Source organism: Pedobacter sp. (assembly GCF_965279535.1).
Taxonomy (GTDB): domain Bacteria; phylum Bacteroidota; class Bacteroidia; order Sphingobacteriales; family Sphingobacteriaceae; genus Pedobacter.
This window is the reverse complement of the sequence record NZ_OZ257244.1, coordinates 1,171,311-1,188,720: the sequence shown is the minus strand read 5'-3', so window position 1 is coordinate 1,188,720 and position 17,410 is coordinate 1,171,311. Positions and strand designations below refer to the sequence as shown.

At 37.1% G+C, this 17,410-nt stretch carries 19 protein-coding genes; 6 read left to right on the top strand and 13 right to left on the bottom strand.

What is annotated here, in order from left to right; translation table 11 throughout:
- Positions 1-12: 12 nt before the first annotated feature.
- Positions 13-462 (bottom strand): SsrA-binding protein, encoded by a 450-nt coding sequence (gene smpB / locus ACQY77_RS04650; protein ID WP_421939149.1) that lies wholly within the window; start codon positions 460-462, stop codon positions 13-15.
- Between the two features lie 189 nt (positions 463-651).
- Here smpB and ACQY77_RS04645 point away from each other — a divergent pair, with 189 nt between their 5' ends.
- Positions 652-1,131 (top strand): TlpA family protein disulfide reductase, encoded by a 480-nt coding sequence (locus ACQY77_RS04645; RefSeq protein ID WP_421939150.1) that lies wholly within the window; start codon positions 652-654, stop codon positions 1,129-1,131.
- On the opposite strand, the gene ACQY77_RS04640 is transcribed toward ACQY77_RS04645, so the two are convergent.
- Together ACQY77_RS04640 and ACQY77_RS04635 are read right to left on the bottom strand one after the other, a co-directional pair.
- A complete protein-coding gene (locus tag ACQY77_RS04640; RefSeq protein WP_421939151.1) occupies positions 1,132-2,994 on the bottom strand; it encodes an Nramp family divalent metal transporter in 1,863 nt (620 codons plus the stop codon).
- On the bottom strand, positions 2,981-3,643 hold the full coding sequence (locus ACQY77_RS04635) for a metal-dependent transcriptional regulator (protein WP_421939152.1): 663 nt from the start codon (positions 3,641-3,643) through the stop codon (positions 2,981-2,983). Before ACQY77_RS04635 ends, ACQY77_RS04640 begins: the two co-directional genes overlap by 14 nt.
- Before the next feature lie 126 nt (positions 3,644-3,769).
- Here ACQY77_RS04635 and ACQY77_RS04630 point away from each other — a divergent pair, with 126 nt between their 5' ends.
- Positions 3,770-4,240 carry an Lrp/AsnC family transcriptional regulator gene (locus ACQY77_RS04630; protein WP_090883791.1) on the top strand — a complete coding sequence of 157 codons (471 nt, stop codon included), beginning with the start codon at positions 3,770-3,772 and terminating at the stop codon, positions 4,238-4,240.
- 129 nt (positions 4,241-4,369) lie between these two features.
- Here the strand turns inward: ACQY77_RS04630 and ACQY77_RS04625 are convergent, their stop codons facing one another.
- The 3 genes from ACQY77_RS04625 to ACQY77_RS04615 all read right to left on the bottom strand — a co-directional run bounded on the left by ACQY77_RS04625 (position 4,370) and on the right by ACQY77_RS04615 (position 6,214).
- Positions 4,370-4,789 carry a GxxExxY protein gene (locus ACQY77_RS04625; protein ID WP_421939153.1) on the bottom strand — a complete coding sequence of 140 codons (420 nt, stop codon included), beginning with the start codon at positions 4,787-4,789 and terminating at the stop codon, positions 4,370-4,372.
- A gap of 189 nt (positions 4,790-4,978) precedes the next feature.
- On the bottom strand, positions 4,979-5,659 hold the full coding sequence (ung, locus tag ACQY77_RS04620) for a uracil-DNA glycosylase (RefSeq protein ID WP_421939154.1): 681 nt from the start codon (positions 5,657-5,659) through the stop codon (positions 4,979-4,981).
- Between the two features lie 33 nt (positions 5,660-5,692).
- The gene (locus tag ACQY77_RS04615) at positions 5,693-6,214 is read right to left on the bottom strand and encodes a thioredoxin family protein (RefSeq protein ID WP_421939155.1); all 522 of its coding nucleotides are present in this window, start codon (positions 6,212-6,214) and stop codon (positions 5,693-5,695) included.
- A 113-nt stretch (positions 6,215-6,327) separates the two neighbouring features.
- Between ACQY77_RS04615 and ACQY77_RS04610 the strand changes: the two genes are divergently transcribed.
- Positions 6,328-6,867, top strand: a complete 540-nt coding sequence (locus ACQY77_RS04610) for a YgaP family membrane protein (RefSeq protein ID WP_421939156.1) — start codon at positions 6,328-6,330, stop codon at positions 6,865-6,867.
- Positions 6,868-7,066: 199 nt separating this feature from the next.
- Here the strand turns inward: ACQY77_RS04610 and ACQY77_RS04605 are convergent, their stop codons facing one another.
- A complete protein-coding gene (locus tag ACQY77_RS04605; protein ID WP_421939157.1) occupies positions 7,067-7,564 on the bottom strand; it encodes a YdeI/OmpD-associated family protein in 498 nt (165 codons plus the stop codon).
- 279 nt (positions 7,565-7,843) lie between these two features.
- Here ACQY77_RS04605 and ACQY77_RS04600 point away from each other — a divergent pair, with 279 nt between their 5' ends.
- The gene (locus tag ACQY77_RS04600) at positions 7,844-8,398 is read left to right on the top strand and encodes a pyridoxamine 5'-phosphate oxidase family protein (protein ID WP_421939158.1); all 555 of its coding nucleotides are present in this window, start codon (positions 7,844-7,846) and stop codon (positions 8,396-8,398) included.
- Positions 8,399-8,460: 62 nt separating this feature from the next.
- On the opposite strand, the gene ACQY77_RS04595 is transcribed toward ACQY77_RS04600, so the two are convergent.
- The 4 genes from ACQY77_RS04595 to ACQY77_RS04580 form a co-directional block, all read right to left on the bottom strand.
- On the bottom strand, positions 8,461-8,676 hold the full coding sequence (locus ACQY77_RS04595; RefSeq protein ID WP_421939159.1) for a hypothetical protein: 216 nt from the start codon (positions 8,674-8,676) through the stop codon (positions 8,461-8,463).
- Between the two features lie 96 nt (positions 8,677-8,772).
- Complete coding sequence (lysS, locus tag ACQY77_RS04590) at positions 8,773-10,482, bottom strand: lysine--tRNA ligase (protein WP_421939160.1); 1,710 nt, start codon at positions 10,480-10,482, stop codon at positions 8,773-8,775.
- Between the two features lie 549 nt (positions 10,483-11,031).
- Entirely contained in the window at positions 11,032-11,490 is a 459-nt protein-coding gene (locus ACQY77_RS04585) for a MaoC family dehydratase (protein WP_421939161.1), read from the bottom strand.
- A 185-nt stretch (positions 11,491-11,675) separates the two neighbouring features.
- Positions 11,676-13,592: an AMP-dependent synthetase/ligase gene (locus tag ACQY77_RS04580; RefSeq protein ID WP_421939162.1), complete on the bottom strand. Its 1,917-nt coding sequence runs from the start codon at positions 13,590-13,592 to the stop codon at positions 11,676-11,678.
- Positions 13,593-13,853: 261 nt separating this feature from the next.
- Here ACQY77_RS04580 and ACQY77_RS04575 point away from each other — a divergent pair, with 261 nt between their 5' ends.
- The gene (locus ACQY77_RS04575; protein WP_421939163.1) at positions 13,854-15,866 is read left to right on the top strand and encodes a sensor histidine kinase; all 2,013 of its coding nucleotides are present in this window, start codon (positions 13,854-13,856) and stop codon (positions 15,864-15,866) included.
- Positions 15,853-16,488, top strand: coding sequence for a response regulator (locus tag ACQY77_RS04570; RefSeq protein WP_421939164.1), 636 nt, complete (start codon positions 15,853-15,855; stop codon positions 16,486-16,488). The genes ACQY77_RS04575 and ACQY77_RS04570 overlap by 14 nt, the downstream gene beginning before the upstream one ends.
- Before the next feature lie 26 nt (positions 16,489-16,514).
- Here the strand turns inward: ACQY77_RS04570 and ACQY77_RS04565 are convergent, their stop codons facing one another.
- Positions 16,515-16,841: a HesB/IscA family protein gene (locus tag ACQY77_RS04565; protein ID WP_421939165.1), complete on the bottom strand. Its 327-nt coding sequence runs from the start codon at positions 16,839-16,841 to the stop codon at positions 16,515-16,517.
- 122 nt (positions 16,842-16,963) lie between these two features.
- Entirely contained in the window at positions 16,964-17,377 is a 414-nt protein-coding gene (gene iscU / locus ACQY77_RS04560) for a Fe-S cluster assembly scaffold IscU (protein ID WP_421939166.1), read from the bottom strand.
- Positions 17,378-17,410 lie beyond the last annotated feature (33 nt).

The window sequence follows — 17,410 nt, the reverse complement described above, 5'->3', positions numbered from 1 at the left end:
CCCCACAGAATCCTACCGCTTCATCGCCCTGTCCAGCTCGCGTTTAGTGTCTCTTTCTTTAATGCTATCTCTCTTATCAAATTCCTTTTTACCCTGGCCCAGCGCAATTTCCATTTTAGCAAATCCTCGCTCATTAACAAAAATACGAAGGGGAATAATGGTATATCCTTTTTCTTCTCCTTTTGTTTTTAGTTTTCTAAGTTCTTTTTTTTGGAGTAATAAAACCCGGTCTCTTTTAATATCATGATGATAAAAAGAACTATGGCTATATTCAGAGATGTGCAGGTTGCGAACATACAGGCTATTCCCGATAAACATGCAGAAAGCATCAGTCATATTGGCTTTCCCTTGTCTAATGGCTTTTATTTCCGTTCCTAAGAGCGCAATGCCGGCTACATACTTGTCAATCAGGTTGTAATCGAAATAAGCTCTTTTATTTTTTATATTGATGTCGTTCTTCAAAATGTATTTTTTATTAGCCGAAATTTTAGTGCTACAACTTAATTCGGGTTGCAAATATCTTAAAAATTAGTGTAATTAAATTATTCAAAGTGTTTAACAGTGATAATACTCATCTGTTTGTAAAACAAAAGTTAAAATTATACTTGTAACTCTATAAAGTTTTAAGTTTGGACTTTATCGGTTAAACTTATGAAATCAAGACTTCTTTTTGCTGTAATCATTTTGTTTTTTGTTTCAGTTACCAAGGCACAACAGCCTGCTGCTCTACCCTTGTTTACTTTTTATAAGCTTGACGGAAAAGCTGTTTCCAACGTTAATTTGAAGGAAGGGAAGAAAAATCTATTCATTTTATTTGATTGTACTTGCGATCATTGCCAAAGAGAAACCAAGCTGCTGAATACGAATTATGCCGCATTTAAAGATGTAAACATTTATATGGTTACCTTGGATGAAGCTTATATTATCCCCAAATTCTTTGATTCTTATGCAAAAGGCCTCAATAACAAGCCAAACGTAACAGTGTTGCAAGACAAAAAACAAATGTTTATCCCAAATTTTTTACCTTCAATGTATCCAGCCATGTACCTGTATTCTCCTCAGGGAAAATTGTTAGCCTATAACGCCGGAGATGGAGGAGTAAAAAAGATGCTTAAAACACTAAAGAAATAGCTATCTGATAATCAATACAGGTATATTTACTTTGTGCCTAACCGAATCAACTGTAGTTCCAAAAATAAGGTCTTTCAATCCTTTATGGCCATGTGCACCCATTACCAGTAGCTGAAAATCATTTTTATTGCTGATGTCTGCAATCGCTCTTGCAGTTCCACCGAAACCTATAAATACACTTGCATCATAACCTAAATCAGCCAAGTTAGCTTTGTATTTTTCGAGGTTTACGGCATCGCTTTGTGTTTCGTGATCCATCGCAATATCGCCATGGTAACGTGCTGCAGCTGTTTCTACAACATGTATAAGGTAATAATGTGCATTTTTTCCACCTTGAATAAGGGCATGGCGAATGGTATTCCGGTCATTTTTAGAAAAGTCGACTGCAATGCCGATCCGTTCATAACTTATTTTCTCAATCTTACCGATATCTAAAGCATTGCCATGCGGAACCATCTGTTTAGACTGGTTTTTCTTGTCGATTATAGGATGAAAAAAAACATAAAGCAGCAAGAGCGCTGTGAATATAATAGCAGGGAAGATAAATACATAAACCCACCAAACATTAGCATCTTTGGTCCATCCACTGATTTCCTCGATTACCAGTTTAACATTTAACGAAATGATAACAGCAGCACTCGTCCAGGCCAATACCTTTACCCAAGGTTTGATGGCAAAATCTTTCATCAGCTTTTTGTCTGAGGTAAAATGAATCAAGGGGATGATGGCAAAACCCAATTGTAAACTTAATACCACCTGACTTAATACCAGCAAACCGCCCAGGGCGTCGTCACCGTAATGCAGAATCGTGAAAAAGGCTGGGATGATGGCCAAAAGCCGGGTTATTAATCGCCTTAGCCAAGGTTGGATTCTCAAATTTAAGTGTCCTTCCATTACAATTTGTCCGGCAAGTGTTCCTGTAACTGTCGAGCTCTGTCCGGCAGCGATTAAAGCAATCGCGAATAATGTTGGTGCAACGTTTCCAAAAATATTAGATAATAATTTGTGTGCATCCTGAATTTCTGCTACCTCGTGTAAGCCATTTTTGTAGAAAGCAGCTGCAGCTAGAATCAGGATAGCAGCATTGACAAAAAAAGCCAGGTTTAATGCAACTGTGGTATCAATCAGGTTAAATTTAAGTGCTTCTTTAATACCTTTATTACTTCGTTCAATTTTACGCGTTTGTACGAGAGAAGAATGGAGGTATAAATTGTGTGGCATAACGGTAGCACCAATAATCCCGATAGCAATATAAAGTGCATCACCACCCAATAATGATGGCTCAAAGCCTTTTACAACATCTTTTAAAACCGGTTCTACTATAAACATTTCTGCCAGAAATGATATGCCTACAATGAAAACCATCGAAACAATAAAGCTTTCCATGGCCCTCATACCTTTGTTAAGGAGGAAAAGCAAGAGTATAGTATCAAAAATGGTTATCGATATACCCCAAATCAACGGAAGTCCGAAAAGTAATTGCAGACCAATGGCCATGCCAATAATTTCAGCCAGATCACAAGCGATAATTGCAGTTTGCGCTAAACCAAATAATGGGATATTTGCCCACCTGGGATAAGCATGCTTAGATGCTTGTGCCAGATCTAAACCGCGGACAATTCCCAACCTGGCACTTAATGATTGTAGTAAGAGGGCAATAAGGTTCGACATTAGCAATACCCAAATAAGCTGATAGCCGAATTTACTACCTCCGGCCAAATCAGTAGCCCAGTTACCAGGATCCATGTAACCAACACTAATAAGGTAAGCAGGACCTATAAAGGCTAGAATTCTGCGCCAGCCTTTGCGTTTATCGGTATGAACACTTTGATGTACTTCGCTTAACGATTCAGTTTTTGTCATTACTGCTAATTAAAATGTGTTTGGCAACTTCACGGCTAATATTTACTTGTTTGTTGGCGATCAGAAGTTCGACTGAACCATCAAAATCGGTAATGTCTGTAACTTCAATTTGCTTCCCGAGGGTCAATCCAAGCTTTTCCAAATGTTTTAAGAATGCAGAGCTGTGTTGACTAACGCCTGTAATGGTGCCATGATCATTAATTTTTAAATCAATAAGTTTGATAAACTGTGTTTTGGCAAAGCGCCCATTCTTATCCGGAATCGGATCTCCATGGGGATCTGATTTTGGAAAGCCCAGAAACTCATCTAAACGTTCGATGAGATCTGCAGATTTAATGTGTTCGAGCTCTTCGGCAACATCGTGTACCTCATCCCATTTGAAATTTAACTTATCAACGAGGAAAACCTCCCATAAGCGATGTTTTCTAACAATATCGATTGCTGCTAACCTTCCATTTACCGTTAGGCTAACACCCTGATATTTAATGTAATCCACCAGGCCTTTATCTGCAAGTTTCTTAATCATATCGGTTACCGATGCAGGTTTAGTTTGAAGTTGCTCTGCAATGGCGTTCGTTTGTACATTCGATGACTTTTCTGCTAAATGATAAATCGTTTTTAGATAGTTCTCTTCGGTAAAACTTTGCATTTATATTTATCTAATTTTATTTTTAGGTAAATCTAAAAATTATTGTTTAAAATTTATATGATAAATTATGTTAAAATTTAGAATATAATTTGGTTATGTTTGTGTTCTCAATACCTTTGAACCAATATGGCATCAGAATTAGATAAAATTGATTTTAGAATCTTAAAAATTCTACAAGAAAATGGTAGAATAACCAATTTATTACTCTCACAAGAAATCGGCTTATCACCCGCTCCAACTTTAGAACGTGTTCGTAAACTCGAAATGGCAGGATACATCAAAAGTTATCATGCCCTTGTTGACGAGGAAAAGCTTGGATTAGGTATTAAAACCTTCATTCAAATTCAACTTGATTTTCATAAAAATAACACGATCCAGATTTTTCTGGATGAAGTAAATCAGATTAAAGAAATTACAGAATGTCATCATGTTACTGGGCAGGCAGACTTCCTGTTAAAGGTTTATGTGAAAGACATTAAGGCTTACGAGCGACTGATTATGGATAAAATTAGTAAGATTTCTGTTGTGAAAACTTTTCAAACCATGATGATCATGTCGACTACGAAGAAAGAGCCAATTGTACCTTTGGAGTATTAATCCAAACCACCTTAGATGCCTTAGGCATCTAAGGTAGTTACCGAATTTATAATGTCTGGCAAGTTTTATTCAGTTGGGTTCTATTGTTGTTTTTTCACTTTAGGCACTCCACAGCATTTGATGTTATAATTACATATCTTCTTCTACTTCTAATGGAAAAAAATCATTGATAAAGCTCCTTTTTCCATATTTAACTATATTAACTGAATTAAAATTTATTAATAAACCTTTGGGTATTTTTAAAAGCTTCATATAACTTAATATTTGAGCTTCGTGAATGGGTATTATTTGTTCAACAGCTTTTAATTCTACAATCATACAATTCTCAATTAGTAAATCGGCCCGAAATTTTGCACTTAATGGAAGGCCTTTATAAAATAATGGAATTTGATATTCCGAAATGAAGTCAATATTCCGAGATTTTAGTTCAGTAACTAAACATTCGTGGTAAATACTTTCTAACAAGCCGGGGCCTAGGGCTCTGTGAACCTCAATACAAGCTCCTGTTACTTGATATTCTAGGTGATCAAGATAGGTTTTGGTTATCATATTAAAAATCGATTAAGTAAAATCTGTTTCTTTTACAGGGATGATTTTTGCAATGATTAGGACAATTTAATATTTATTTTTGATTTAAAAATAGACGGCATTCTGTTATTAAATATTAGCATCTCAGCACTTTAAATGATATTCGATTTATCTAAGGTGTCTTAGGTACCTAAGGTGGTTAAAGAGCTCTTACCTGGGCAGATTCCAATCAATTGGTTTTAAGTTATTTTGTACCAACAGCTGATTGGCTTTAGAGAAGTGTTTAGATCCGAAAAAGCCATTGTAAGCTGAAAAAGGTGAAGGGTGGGCTGCAGTGAGAACATAATGCTTTTTCTGGTCGATTAAAGCTGCCTTAGCCTGTGCGTACCTGCCCCAGAGTAAAAATACAATATGTTCGCGTTTTTGAGATAGTGCTTTAATAATCTCATCTGTAAAAATTTCCCATCCGCGGTTTTGATGAGAGCCTGCTTCGCTAGCCCGAACGGTAAGCGTTGCGTTTAAAAGCAGTACGCCCTGCTCAGCCCAATGGGTTAAGTTACCATGACCGGGAGACTTAAAGCCCGGAACATCCGTTTCCAGCTCTTTGTATATATTCTTTAAAGAAGGAGGGATTGCGACACCTCGCTGTACCGAAAAAGATAATCCATGTGCCTGGCCAACTCCATGGTAAGGATCCTGGCCTAAAATGACCATTTTAACTTCACTGAAAGGAGTTGTATTTAAAGCATTGAAAATATCTGAACCTTTTGGATAAATGGTTTGTTTGTTATCTTTCTCTTGCTGAAGAAAGGCCTTAAGGCTTTTCATGTAATCTTTTTCAAATTCTTGATCTAGTACGGCAAGCCAGCTGCTTTCTAAGGATGGAGACATGTGGTGATTGTTAAGTTCATGGAATAATTGAAGTTATGCGTTTTTTTTCTTCAAAATTTCTAATAAATCCGCTTCCAAAGTGTTTTTTGGACCTTCTATAATTCTTCCAATTTCATTACCTTTTTTATCAGAAATAATAAAAGTTGGAACACGCAGGATATTGAGTTTATCCAGTAAGCCATTCTCGGCTTTTTTATTCCCGTCGACGGCAATAATGTTGATGTTTTTTTCACTAAAGCCGGCTGCATCCAGAATTTTAAAGAAGTTGGGAACATTAACTTTACTATCGCCACACCAGCTTCCAAATACGATGGTAATTTTTTCTTTTTTGAGTAGCTTTTTAATTTCGATCATGGTGGCTGCATCAGGCGTATATGCTTCGTAAAGGGGATCGTACATCTCCTTAAATTCAGGAAAAGATATAAGGCCTGCTCTGGTGCAGGTGTTAATCAGGATATCTTTGTTTTTGGCTTGATCATGTATTTTTTTATTCAGTTCTTGTGCAGAAACGCTCATGGCGACTAAAATTAGGGTTATGGATAATAAGAATTTCATGTTTCCTTGTAGTTTAGCGTAATTATAAATTTTTAATGAAATTATTGTTTTAAAATCTAATTTCTGCTATTTAAACACGATATTTGCAGAAAAAAATAATTGTAATAAATTTTATGCCAAATATTATCAGATTAATTGCGGGGTTTGCTTTATTGGGTGGCGCAGTAGCATTATTTATATTCGGTTTCTGGCCTTGGGGCATAGTAGCCATTTTAGTGGGTTTAATTGTTTTAGTAACTTATTTCTTTAATGAGAACATGTTATTGGCACAATGGTATCTTAGAAAAGATAACATGGAAAAAGCCGAGCTCTTTTTGAAACGCATTACCAATTACGAAAAACAGTTGATTAAAGTTCAACACGGTTACTATAACCTTTTGGTAGGATTAATTGAAAGCAGAAAAGCACCAATGCAGAGCGAAAAATATTTTAAAAAATCGCTTGCTTTAGGTATGCAAATGGATCACAATGTGGCATTGGCCAAGTTAAGTCTGGCCGGAATTGCAATGGCAAAGCGTAACAAACGCGAAGCAACCATGTATTTAGCAGAAGCTAAAAAAGCAGATAAGAACAAATTATTAGCTGATCAGATTAAACAAATGAAAGATCAGATGGGTATGATGGATAAGCAACAGCAGGTTCGCTATCGCTAAATAACATATTGGATTTATTCCCTGTTTAAAGCCATCTTTTAGTTAAGGTGGCTTTTGTTTTTTATTTGAAAACGAAGCGTAAGTGATGCTTCTGAACTGCAGCCCCGCTCTTTGCTATAGCTCCGATTGAAAAAATCGGAGGCTGCCGCGCCGCTCGGGTTTAAATTTTACGGCAGAATTGCTTGAATTAGCATTGTGCTTATGGCTTGTCTCTTCCAATAAACCTTTCCTTTCCCAATAAAAAACTGATAGCTCGCTTTACATTTAGATCTATAGACGCTTCTGTTTTAAGGTTATTAATGTATCTTATAATCTCTTTTTGCAGGTAAGGGGCAAGGCTGTCAAATATTTGTTTGGCTTCATTGTTCTCTTTCAATGCCGCTTGAAGTTTGGGATGAAATGAAATTATCCTTTCCTCTGGATCAAATGTTAGTTCAAATAGGGCGGTATCTCCCAATTCTTTTCCAGCAACCGTTCTAATGGGAGTATTGAGGTTTAAACGCCAGTCGCCAGCATATTTAACCAGGGTTTGTTTAAAAAGGTGACCATCAATCTTCATCTTAACCGGAATTTTTCCCTTGTCTTTTTTAGCTTGATCAAACAGGTAAAGTAGCGTTTCTACAGGTACAAAAACAAAGGGGTTAATACCGATGATTTCAATTTTTGCATGGAAAGGTTTAGGCTTTTTTATTGGCATATGATGATTCTTAGTTTAAATATACGATAAGAAGTTTATTAGTTATGGGTTCATTAGCCATTAGTCATTGGGCACTGGTCATTCGTTCATTAGTTTTTCGAGCTGGATAAGCTATTCGTACGGTGGATTTAGTACTACTGCATTAACGTTTAACAAGCTTCTTTCAAGTAAGGGCTGCGGTGAGTGTTTGGGTTGGCGGTGCTGCTTAGATCGTCTTCATTTAATTTCTTCAAAACCAAAATGATTTTAAAATTGTAGTTTATGTAAAATCTTATACCTATGGCAACATCACAAGAAGGAAGTACTAACAATACTCAGGAAGAAAATAATATTCAGGATTTAGGAGGCAAAGAAGCGATTGAAAAGCTACGCGGATTGGCAGAAAAGGCCGAGAGTTGTTTCTTTTGTACCAATATCAAAACAGGAATTCCGCTATCTGTAAGGCCAATGGCCATTCAACAGGTAGATGAGGAGGGTAATATTTGGTTTATGAGCATGAAAGACAGTCATAAAAATGATGAGATCGCTACTGATCCTTTCACCCATCTGCTTTTTCAGGCAGGTGCCCATTCTGGTTTTGTAAACATTTATGGGATATCGGAAATCAGCCGGGATCAGGCTAAAATTGATGAGTTATGGAGTCCTTTTATTAAAACCTGGTTTCAGGGTGGAAAGGATGATCCCAATATTACACTCATAAAAGTGATTCCGTCTGAAGGTTATTACTGGGATACCAAACATGGTACGGCGGTTGCCTTTTTGAAGATGGCGGCTTCAGTAATTACAGGGAAAACAATGGACGACTCTGTTGAAGGCGCATTAGATGTTGATTAATTTCCATCATGCCTGATTTATGCTAAAGCCTATGCTTATTCGATAAATCGAGCATAATGAATTTATTTGTCGTCTAAATTGTCGTATCCCTCGTATTCTTCTCTTTGAGCACGTTTACTGAGGATATCATCTTCGTCGATTTCTGTAGCACGTTTAAAGAAAAGTGCCTCAGCCTGAATTCTTTTAATCAATTGGCGAACCAGGGTTAAATCAAAAGCATCTTTACTTAATTTGATGCAGTATTCTCTTTCGTTAATTTCTAAACTTGAAGTGTTCATAGCAATGATGTTATTTAATCAATTGCTGTAAATATAGAAAAGGCTTGCTAATCATTTATTAGCAAGCCTTTTAAGTTTTCGTTATGTTTATGTTAACTATTTATGCGATAGAAACAAGCCATCATCTGTTTTTGCAACCTTTAAGATTCCTTTGCCTGTTAAAGCTTTTAAAGTGGTATCCCATTTTTTGTTGCTCCAATCGGTTAGTTTAGCCTTAACATCTGTTAGCAGTGCTTGTTCTCCTTCAGCTACTAAAGCGTAAAGTTCTGCTTCTTCTGCTGTTAACTCAATTTTCTTTTTCTCCGGACGCATTTGAGGGAAGAATAACACTTCCTGAATGGTGCTTTGGTTGGTCATCAACATCACCAAACGATCGATACCAATACCCAAACCAGAAGTTGGAGGCATACCATATTCTAAAGCACGTACGAAATCATCATCCATAACCATTGCTTCATCATCACCACGGGCGGCCAGTTTAAGCTGATCTTCAAAACGTTCTTTTTGATCGATAGGATCATTTAATTCTGAATAAGCATTGGCAATTTCTTTCCCTTTAACGAATAATTCAAAACGTTCTACCAAACCTTCAGACGAACGGTGTTTTTTCGCTAATGGAGTCATCTCGATAGGGTAATCGGTGATATAAGTTGGCTGAATTAAATTCGCTTCTACTTTTGCACCAAAAATCTCATCAATTAATTTGCCTCTTCCCATTGAAGGGTCTATTTCAATACCTAAATCTTTACAGGTTTGAGCAATTTCTTCTTCAGTCATTGCTGAAACATCTATGCCGGTATATTTCTGAATAGATTCGTACATGGTAAGCTTTTCGTAAGGACCTTCGAAATTAATGTCATGACCACCAACATTAACGATTGCAGAACCGTTTGTTGCGATCGCTACTTTTTCTAAACATTCCTCTACCATCGCCATCATCCAAACATAATCTTTGTAAGCTACATAGATTTCCATTGAAGTGAACTCAGGGTTGTGGGTACGGTCCATACCTTCATTTCTGAACATTTTACCGAACTCGTAAACACCATCAAAGCCCGCAACAATTAATCTTTTCAGATAAAGCTCATTTGCAATACGCAAATAAAGTGGCATATCTAAGGTATTGTGATGTGTAGCGAAAGGACGTGCTGCAGCTCCACCGTGAATAGGCTGAAGAATAGGTGTTTCCACTTCCATCCATCCCTGTTCGTCAAAATAGTTGCGCATGGTGTTAATTACCTTGCTGCGCTTGATGAAAATTTGTTTATAATCAGGGTTTACTGTTAAATCTACGTAACGCATACGGTAGCGTAATTCCGGATCAGTAAAGCCATCGTAAATGTTGCCATCGTCATCACGTTTTACCACGGGAAGTGGTTTTAATGATTTAGCCAATACTGTAAACGAAGTAACGTGAACGGAGATTTCGCCAGTTTGTGTTGTGAAAACATAGCCCTTAACACCGATGTAATCGCCAAGATCTAATAGTTTCTTGAAAACGGTATTGTATAAGGTTTTATCTTCATCAGGACATAAGTCGTCACGCTTCAGATACAACTGAACACGGCCTGTAGAATCTTGCAATTCGGCGAAAGAAGCACTTCCCATAATCCGACGGGTCATTAATCTTCCGGCAATGCTGATGTTCTTATAAGCGGTTTTATCTCTTTCGTAGTTCTTATTGATATCTTCTGCATAAGCGTTAACTTCATAAGCTTCGGCAGGATAGGGCTCAATGCCCAATTCGCGTAATTGTTTTAACGACTCACGTCGTAATATCTCTTGTTCTGATAATCCTATACTCATTTCGGGTATTTTTTGCAAAAGTAAGAATTTTGCAGGGTTTTATTCGTGATTTAATTTCCGTTTTTTCCTTAGTAACCCATTTGATTTTTGATCACAATGATTTAAGTGATGCGCTAGCTTACAGGTAGCGGTATGCGGAGTAGGTGCCTACATGCAAAAACCATTTTAATCTGCGGGAGTTTTTTACTGTTTATTAGCTTCCGCAGATTTAAAAATATGGCCGACTGTTTTACTATTGGCATATTCATTAAAGATGTTGTATCTTCAAAATATGAAAAAAATGCTCTTAACCTCTTGTCTAATATTTATTAGTTGTTACTGTTTTGCTAGTTCAAATGGTGCAGCAACCCATACAGCCATTGGAAATGGTATCGGAATAGGTTCAGCACTTGCAGTTTCCATTTGCTGGTCTAGAACAGAATCAGTTTTAACTTCTCTTGTGGCCGGTATATTTGGCTGGTTGTATATCATTTATTTTCTTATCACAAGAGAACCAAAATAGATTCAAGGCGGAATGACAAATATTGCCAGCCCTTTAATTATCTAGTCCTAATTAAAATGATAAAGAAATACTACGTTGCCAACATATGCAGGTTTGGCTTCTCCTTTGATATCTAAGATTGCCTGAATTACTACCTTCGTTATTCCCCTTAAGTTAGAAATCGCCAGGAGTTTGGCTTTAAGTTGAATTTCGCTATTTACGCGAACTGCCTGTCCAAATTTAAAACTTTCAATTCCGTAATTGATTTCCATTTTAATGTTGCGGATATCGGCTATTTGTTTCCAAAGATATGGGATAAGCGAAAGGGTTAGGTAACCATGGGCAATGGTGGTATTAAAAGGACTATCGGTTTTGGCCCTTTCGGTATCGGTATGAATCCATTGATAATCAAGGGTAGCCTCTGCAAACTTATTGATCTGCTCTTGGGTAATGGTATGCCATTGCGATATGCCAAGTTCTTTTCCCAGATGGGCTTCGTATTCTTCAAAATTATTTACAATCAGCATATTTATAGACTTTATGGTGGCGGGTTTTATGATATGCTAATGAAAGTTAGTCGCTAATGCGATGTTCTAACGCCACATTAGTGTCTCAGCCCAGTTTTTAAAGATAGTATTTTAATCTACATGTAGAAATTTATTTCAGATCCTAACTAAGGGCACTGAAAAATAAATGAGTTGCAAAGAAGGACTTAGGCATCAGCCTCAACATCCTCCTGGTACATTTCATTGATGGCTTCTGCATATTTCTTCTCTACAATACGTCGCTTAACTTTAAGTGTTGGTGTAATTTCTCCTTCTTCGATACTGAAGGGGTTTCGCTTGATTTTAAAGTTTTTAATGCGCTCAAATTTGGCTAGTTCGTTAGAGATTTTTTTAATGTCCTGAGCCATCCAGTCGATAATTTCCTTGTTTTCAATGAAAGGGGCAGCCTCTTCGAAGAATGCGGGTTTAAGTTTGAATGTCTCTTCTAAAGTTTCTCTGTTTGGGATAATGATGGCAGTAATAAAGTCGCGCTTGTCTCCAACCAGGAATAACTGATCAATCTTGGGGCTTTTCAAATAGATATTTTCTACAGGTGTAGGGTATACGTTTTTCCCATAAGCGTTTACAATCATGTTCTTTAAACGGTCGGTAATCTGCAGGTTCCCCTTATAGAATCTCCCAATATCGCCGGTATGGAACCAGCTGTCTTTGTCAATGGCTTCTGCAGTTTCAGCAGGTTTGTTAAAATAGCCTTTCATTACACAATGACCGCGAACAATGATTTCCCCTTCGGCACATTCAAAATCCTCATTAAAAGTGTCATGTGTTTGGATATTGATAATGTTTTTGCTCTCCACGTCTTGTATTCCTACCTCTATTGCGGGAATAACTCTTCCTACTGTACCATAAACTTGTCTGTGGAATTCGGTAACCGACATTACCGGAGAAGTTTCTGTTAGGCCAAAGCCTTCAAGGATTTTAATACCCAGATCGCCAAAAAATTCCCCAACATTTTTTGGTAGTGCAGCACCACCAGAAATCATGAATTTTAGCCGTCCTCCGGTTTTTTCTTTAATCTTACTGAAAACCAGTTTCTCCGCAATCGCTTTCTTTGTGCTTAATACGAAGCCCGGATTTTTACCCGCTTCTTTAGCTACACGATAATTTTTGCCGGTTTCCAACGCCCAGGTAAATATCTTTGCTTTGGTACCACCCGCCGACGTTCCTGACTTTATCGCTTTATCGTGAATGCGTTCCAACAGTCTTGGAACACAGTTCATTACCGTTGGCCGAACTTCGCCCATGTTTTTGGCCAATAATTCTAAACTTTGGGCAAATGCAATTTTACAACCCTGAGCACAGCAAACATGGTAGGTAGCAGTTCGTTCAAAAACATGCGAGAGTGGGAGAAAAGATAAAAATGTTTCGGTTTCATCAATAACCGGAATTTGCTGGAGGCAAACTTCCACATTTTTAACAAAGTTACGGTGTGTAAGCATTACACCTTTTGGTGTACCCATGGTTCCTGAAGTGTAAATTAAAGAAGATACATCCTGGGGCTCCACAAGGCTTCTGCACTGGTCTATTTCTGCTTTTTCTGCAGCTGTTAACTGATGTTTTAAAGCCAGTATATCAGAAAAGCTTATAATCTCTGCCTGAACATCCGTTGGGATAGTTACTTTTTCATAGTCTTTGAAAGCAGGAATAATGTATTTCAGTTCTTTACAGTTTGAAGCTACTTTAAGTACCTTGCGGTAAAGAAAGTTGTTCCCAATCAAAATTCCTTTTATACCAGAATCATTGATAATGTAGGCTACTTCCTGTTCAGAAAGTGTAGGATAAATAGAAACATTGATTACACCAATTTGTTGAATGCCCTGATCATAGTAAACATACTCAGGTGAATTTTCGATCATTAGCCCTAATCGGTCTCCCTTCTTAAGCCCCTTTTCTAAGAAGAAAGCAGATACTGCATCCGCCCTTTTTAAGGTGTCTTCATAAGAGATTTCTGTCCATTCGGCACCCTGCTTATGGATTAAGAAGGTTTCTTCTGGTTTATGTATATTTTTTACAACATTTCTAAGTAAAGTTGGAACTGTTGAAAATTCGTTAATTAAAGGCATGCTCGTTATTTGGTGTTCGTTTAATTAACAATAATAACGCTTTTTGGTTTAAAAATGCAAAAGGTAGAAAAAAACGGGCTGACTTAGCGCTTGGTAAGCAATTGGTGGTTTATACCAGTTTACAGGTATTTATGAGCTAATTATTGAAGTAAAAACTTTTTTTCATTATCTTTTTATTTTATCTGTGTCTGGAGGAACGATTATTGAGGAGAACCGTTCTAATTTTGAGATACGATACTATAACCAATTGATGAAAGATAGATGCCAAAAATAAACAGAATAACCTGTGCCCTAATACTCCTGCTTTTTCTGGTTAACACTTTAAGTGCCCAGGTTGTATCAATCGATAAAAAATTGAATATCGACAGCTTATCTGCAATTATCAATGCTAAAAGTCCTGATAGTGTAAAGGCCAGGGCAAGTTTTTTATTGTCTGAGTACTGGATATCTTCCAATCCAAAACTATCACAGCAGTATTTGGATAAAGGGAGAAAATTAGGTTCCTCTAACTCCTTTTTAAAAGCCTTGTCCTTTTATTATGAAGGCAGATTGGAGTATGAGCTTCATCATGCGGCTAAATGTAGCGATGCTTTATTGAAGTCTGAAAAGTTACTTGGTGGTATTCATTCGGAAGAGGCTGCCAGATTCAGAAGAACAGCACTGTATTATTATGCAGAGAATTTATATAGCGAAGGAAAAGATAAAGCAGTAATTGCTACAGTTTTAAACCTGATTATTCCTTTAACTGTGGCTGGGAAAGATACTTTGCTTATGGCCAAATCTTATGGTGTTCTTCATAAAACCTTTAACGATAATAGCCATTACAACCAGGCTAATTTATATATTGACCGGGCCATCGCTTTGATGAAAAAGATAGATCCACAGGGCAGACTTTTGGTGGCCTATTATCTTCGTTCAGCTTTTACGGCTTGTTATCAATATAAGTTTGATAAGGTTAAGAAGATTCTGGAGCTAACTAAAAACTTGCTAAAGAAATTTCCCGACAGCAAAGAAATGCTTGATAATTATGAAGTGGAGGGTATTTATTTTATGGAAGGAACCCGGGAGAGTGATAAAGCATTGGCGAGTTTAGATAAGGGACAAAAGCTAGCCAGGAAAATGGGCAATGAATATAAGGTTACGACTTTTTTACTTCAGAAATACAACGTATATCTCAATAACAGTCAATATGATAAGGGAATTCCGATATTAATGGAGGTTTCTAAAAATGTAGATTTTATGAAATATGCATTGAATAAACAATCCATTTACCGGGAGTTTAACCGTACTTACGAATTGCTCGGTGATGTCCCTAATGCATATATCTGGTTGAAGAAATACAATCAGCTTACCGACAGTTTAAACGAGACACGTTTAAGAAAAGATATCAATGAATTGGAAGTAAAGTTTAGAAATGCCGAGAACCAAAAAAAGATTGTGGAACTTAACGCTGCTAACTCCAAGGCTAATTTAACAGTAAAGAATAATCGTTTAATGAGTTGGCTATTCGCAATCATCAGTTTTGCATTACTGCTGATTTTAATTTTCGGTTGGATAGTTTATCGTAATGCTAAGAAGATGTCGGTTCAAAAGGAGATTACGCATCAACAGGAACTTAAGGATCTTAAGCAACAGGAAGAAATTAAGTTAACAAAAGCAATGTTGCAGGGACAAGAAGAAGAACGGAAGCGGATAGCCAGAGATCTTCATGATGGGCTGGGAGGGATGCTGGCAGGGATAAAACTCAACCTTTCAGAATTCGCTATAAGCCATGAAGAAGAAAGGGATGGATCATTGGATCCGATTATAAATCAATTGGATACATCCGTTACAGAATTAAGGCGTATCGCCCACAACATGATGCCGGAAACTTTGCTTAAATTTGGCCTGGAAACCTCGCTTCGTGACCTTTGTAATGCGATGACTATCAGTAATATATCAATTCACTTTCAATCGTACGGTTTAATGAACGATCTGGTGATGCAAGAGCAGATATCCATTTATCGCATTATTCAGGAGTTATTGGGTAATGCCGTAAAGCATGCTAAAGCAACTCAGATTTTATTGCAATGCAGTTATACAGCGGGCTCTTTTCTAATCACGGTAGAGGATGATGGCATAGGCTTTGATGTGAAGGAACTTGAAAATAAGACAGGTATGGGTTTGCTGAATATCCGAAATAGGGTTAGCTATTTGAATGGTATTTTTGAAATTAATACGAATAAAGGTCAGCAGGGCACAACAATTAATATCGAACTTAATGTTAGAGCATAAAGTTAGCCTGGCTATCGTAGATGATCATCCGGTAGTTATAGAAGGCTTACAGAATATACTTAAGAATCACGATCGCATAACAATTGCTGGAAGTTTTGTAAATGGACAAGATTTTCTCTCATTTTTAAAAACAAATAAAGTTGACGCTGTATTATTAGATATTTCTCTCCCGGATATAAGCGGTATAGAATTGTGTATGGAGATAAAGAAGATCTCAGCACGAACGGCTATACTTGCCTTGAGCAATCATGATGAACGCAGTATCATCATGAAGATGATTGCACAGGGAGCGAGTGGTTACTTACTGAAAAATACCGGATTAAACGAGTTATTGAGCTGTATTGAAGAAGCAGTGAATGGGAATATTACGTTTAGTGCTGCGGTAAGAGACATCATCTCCAATCCTCAGCCCGAAGATTTCAGAGAAATTGTTCGATTAACCAAAAGGGAAAAAGAGATTTTAAATTTAGTGGCTTTAGGTAAAACTACACAGGCCATTGCAGATGAACTTTTTCTGAGTAAATTGACTGTAGAAACGCACAGGAAGCACTTGTTGCAGAAATTTAAGGTAAAAAACGTAGCGGAATTAATAAAAATAGCCTCACAAGAAAATCTCTTATGAGGCTATTAATTTCTTAAAGTAAGGAATTAAACAGAGAAGCTTTCGCCACAGCCGCAAGTACGACTAGCGTTGGGATTGATGAAGTTGAAACCTTTTCCATTTAAACCATCAGAAAAATCAAGTTCTGTTCCTGCCAGATATAAAAACGATTTCATATCCAGGGCAATTCTGATTCCGCGGTCTTCAAAAAACTGATCTCCAGTTTTTTCTTCGTTGTCAAAATCCAGATTGTAAGACAAGCCCGAGCAGCCTCCACCTTTTACCGATACACGTAAAAAGTAGTCAGAACCTAATTCTGAATCCTGCATTAAATGATCTATTTTATCCTTTGCTTTATCTGTTATTGTAATCATTTCAATTCTGATTTGAGATTTGAGACATGAGATAAGAGACTCGAAAGCCTACATCCCACCTACAAATCATTAAATACTTTAATAGATAAGAGATATTCTCAAATCTCTTATCTCAGATCTTACTAGTGGTGCGATTTTTCTAATACCACAGGCTCTAATCCGTTTTTAACGCGATAATCGTTAATTGCAGATTTAATAGCATCCTCTGCCAAAACTGAACAGTGGATTTTCACTGGTGGTAATGCTAATTCTTCAACAATATCCATATTGTCAATTGCCAAAGCTTCATCAATTGTTTTTCCTTTTAACCATTCTGTAGCTAAAGAAGAAGAAGCAATTGCCGAACCGCATCCAAAAGTTTTAAATTTAGCGTCAGTGATTACATTATCATCACCAACTTCAATTTGCAAGCGCATTACGTCGCCGCACTCAGGCGCTCCAACCAAACCTGTTCCCACAGCTTTGCTGTCTTTATTTAAAGTACCTACGTTACGCGGGTTACTATAATGATCGATTACTTTCTCTGAATATGCCATTTTTGTATTTCTTTAGTCTCCTTTCGGAGAAAT

What these genes read in the sequence shown, in the direction of transcription:
- ACQY77_RS04610 (WP_421939156.1), top strand. Translation starts at nt 6,328, where the DNA reads ATGCCAAATATTATCAGATTAATTGCGGGGTTTGCTTTATTGGGTGGC.
- ACQY77_RS04645 (WP_421939150.1), top strand. Translation starts at nt 652, where the DNA reads ATGAAATCAAGACTTCTTTTTGCTGTAATCATTTTGTTTTTTGTTTCA.
- ung (WP_421939154.1), bottom strand. Translation starts at nt 5,659, where the DNA reads ATGTCTCCATCCTTAGAAAGCAGCTGGCTTGCCGTACTAGATCAAGAA.
- iscU (WP_421939166.1), bottom strand. Translation starts at nt 17,377, where the DNA reads ATGGCATATTCAGAGAAAGTAATCGATCATTATAGTAACCCGCGTAAC.
- ACQY77_RS04575 (WP_421939163.1), top strand. Translation starts at nt 13,854, where the DNA reads ATGCCAAAAATAAACAGAATAACCTGTGCCCTAATACTCCTGCTTTTT.
- ACQY77_RS04635 (WP_421939152.1), bottom strand. Translation starts at nt 3,643, where the DNA reads ATGCAAAGTTTTACCGAAGAGAACTATCTAAAAACGATTTATCATTTA.
- ACQY77_RS04580 (WP_421939162.1), bottom strand. Translation starts at nt 13,592, where the DNA reads ATGCCTTTAATTAACGAATTTTCAACAGTTCCAACTTTACTTAGAAAT.
- ACQY77_RS04605 (WP_421939157.1), bottom strand. Translation starts at nt 7,564, where the DNA reads ATGCCAATAAAAAAGCCTAAACCTTTCCATGCAAAAATTGAAATCATC.
- ACQY77_RS04565 (WP_421939165.1), bottom strand. Translation starts at nt 16,841, where the DNA reads ATGATTACAATAACAGATAAAGCAAAGGATAAAATAGATCATTTAATG.
- ACQY77_RS04585 (WP_421939161.1), bottom strand. Translation starts at nt 11,490, where the DNA reads ATGCTGATTGTAAATAATTTTGAAGAATACGAAGCCCATCTGGGAAAA.
- ACQY77_RS04595 (WP_421939159.1), bottom strand. Translation starts at nt 8,676, where the DNA reads ATGAACACTTCAAGTTTAGAAATTAACGAAAGAGAATACTGCATCAAA.
- ACQY77_RS04640 (WP_421939151.1), bottom strand. Translation starts at nt 2,994, where the DNA reads ATGACAAAAACTGAATCGTTAAGCGAAGTACATCAAAGTGTTCATACC.
- lysS (WP_421939160.1), bottom strand. Translation starts at nt 10,482, where the DNA reads ATGAGTATAGGATTATCAGAACAAGAGATATTACGACGTGAGTCGTTA.
- ACQY77_RS04615 (WP_421939155.1), bottom strand. Translation starts at nt 6,214, where the DNA reads ATGAAATTCTTATTATCCATAACCCTAATTTTAGTCGCCATGAGCGTT.
- ACQY77_RS04630 (WP_090883791.1), top strand. Translation starts at nt 3,770, where the DNA reads ATGGCATCAGAATTAGATAAAATTGATTTTAGAATCTTAAAAATTCTA.
- ACQY77_RS04625 (WP_421939153.1), bottom strand. Translation starts at nt 4,789, where the DNA reads ATGATAACCAAAACCTATCTTGATCACCTAGAATATCAAGTAACAGGA.
- ACQY77_RS04570 (WP_421939164.1), top strand. Translation starts at nt 15,853, where the DNA reads ATGTTAGAGCATAAAGTTAGCCTGGCTATCGTAGATGATCATCCGGTA.
- ACQY77_RS04600 (WP_421939158.1), top strand. Translation starts at nt 7,844, where the DNA reads ATGGCAACATCACAAGAAGGAAGTACTAACAATACTCAGGAAGAAAAT.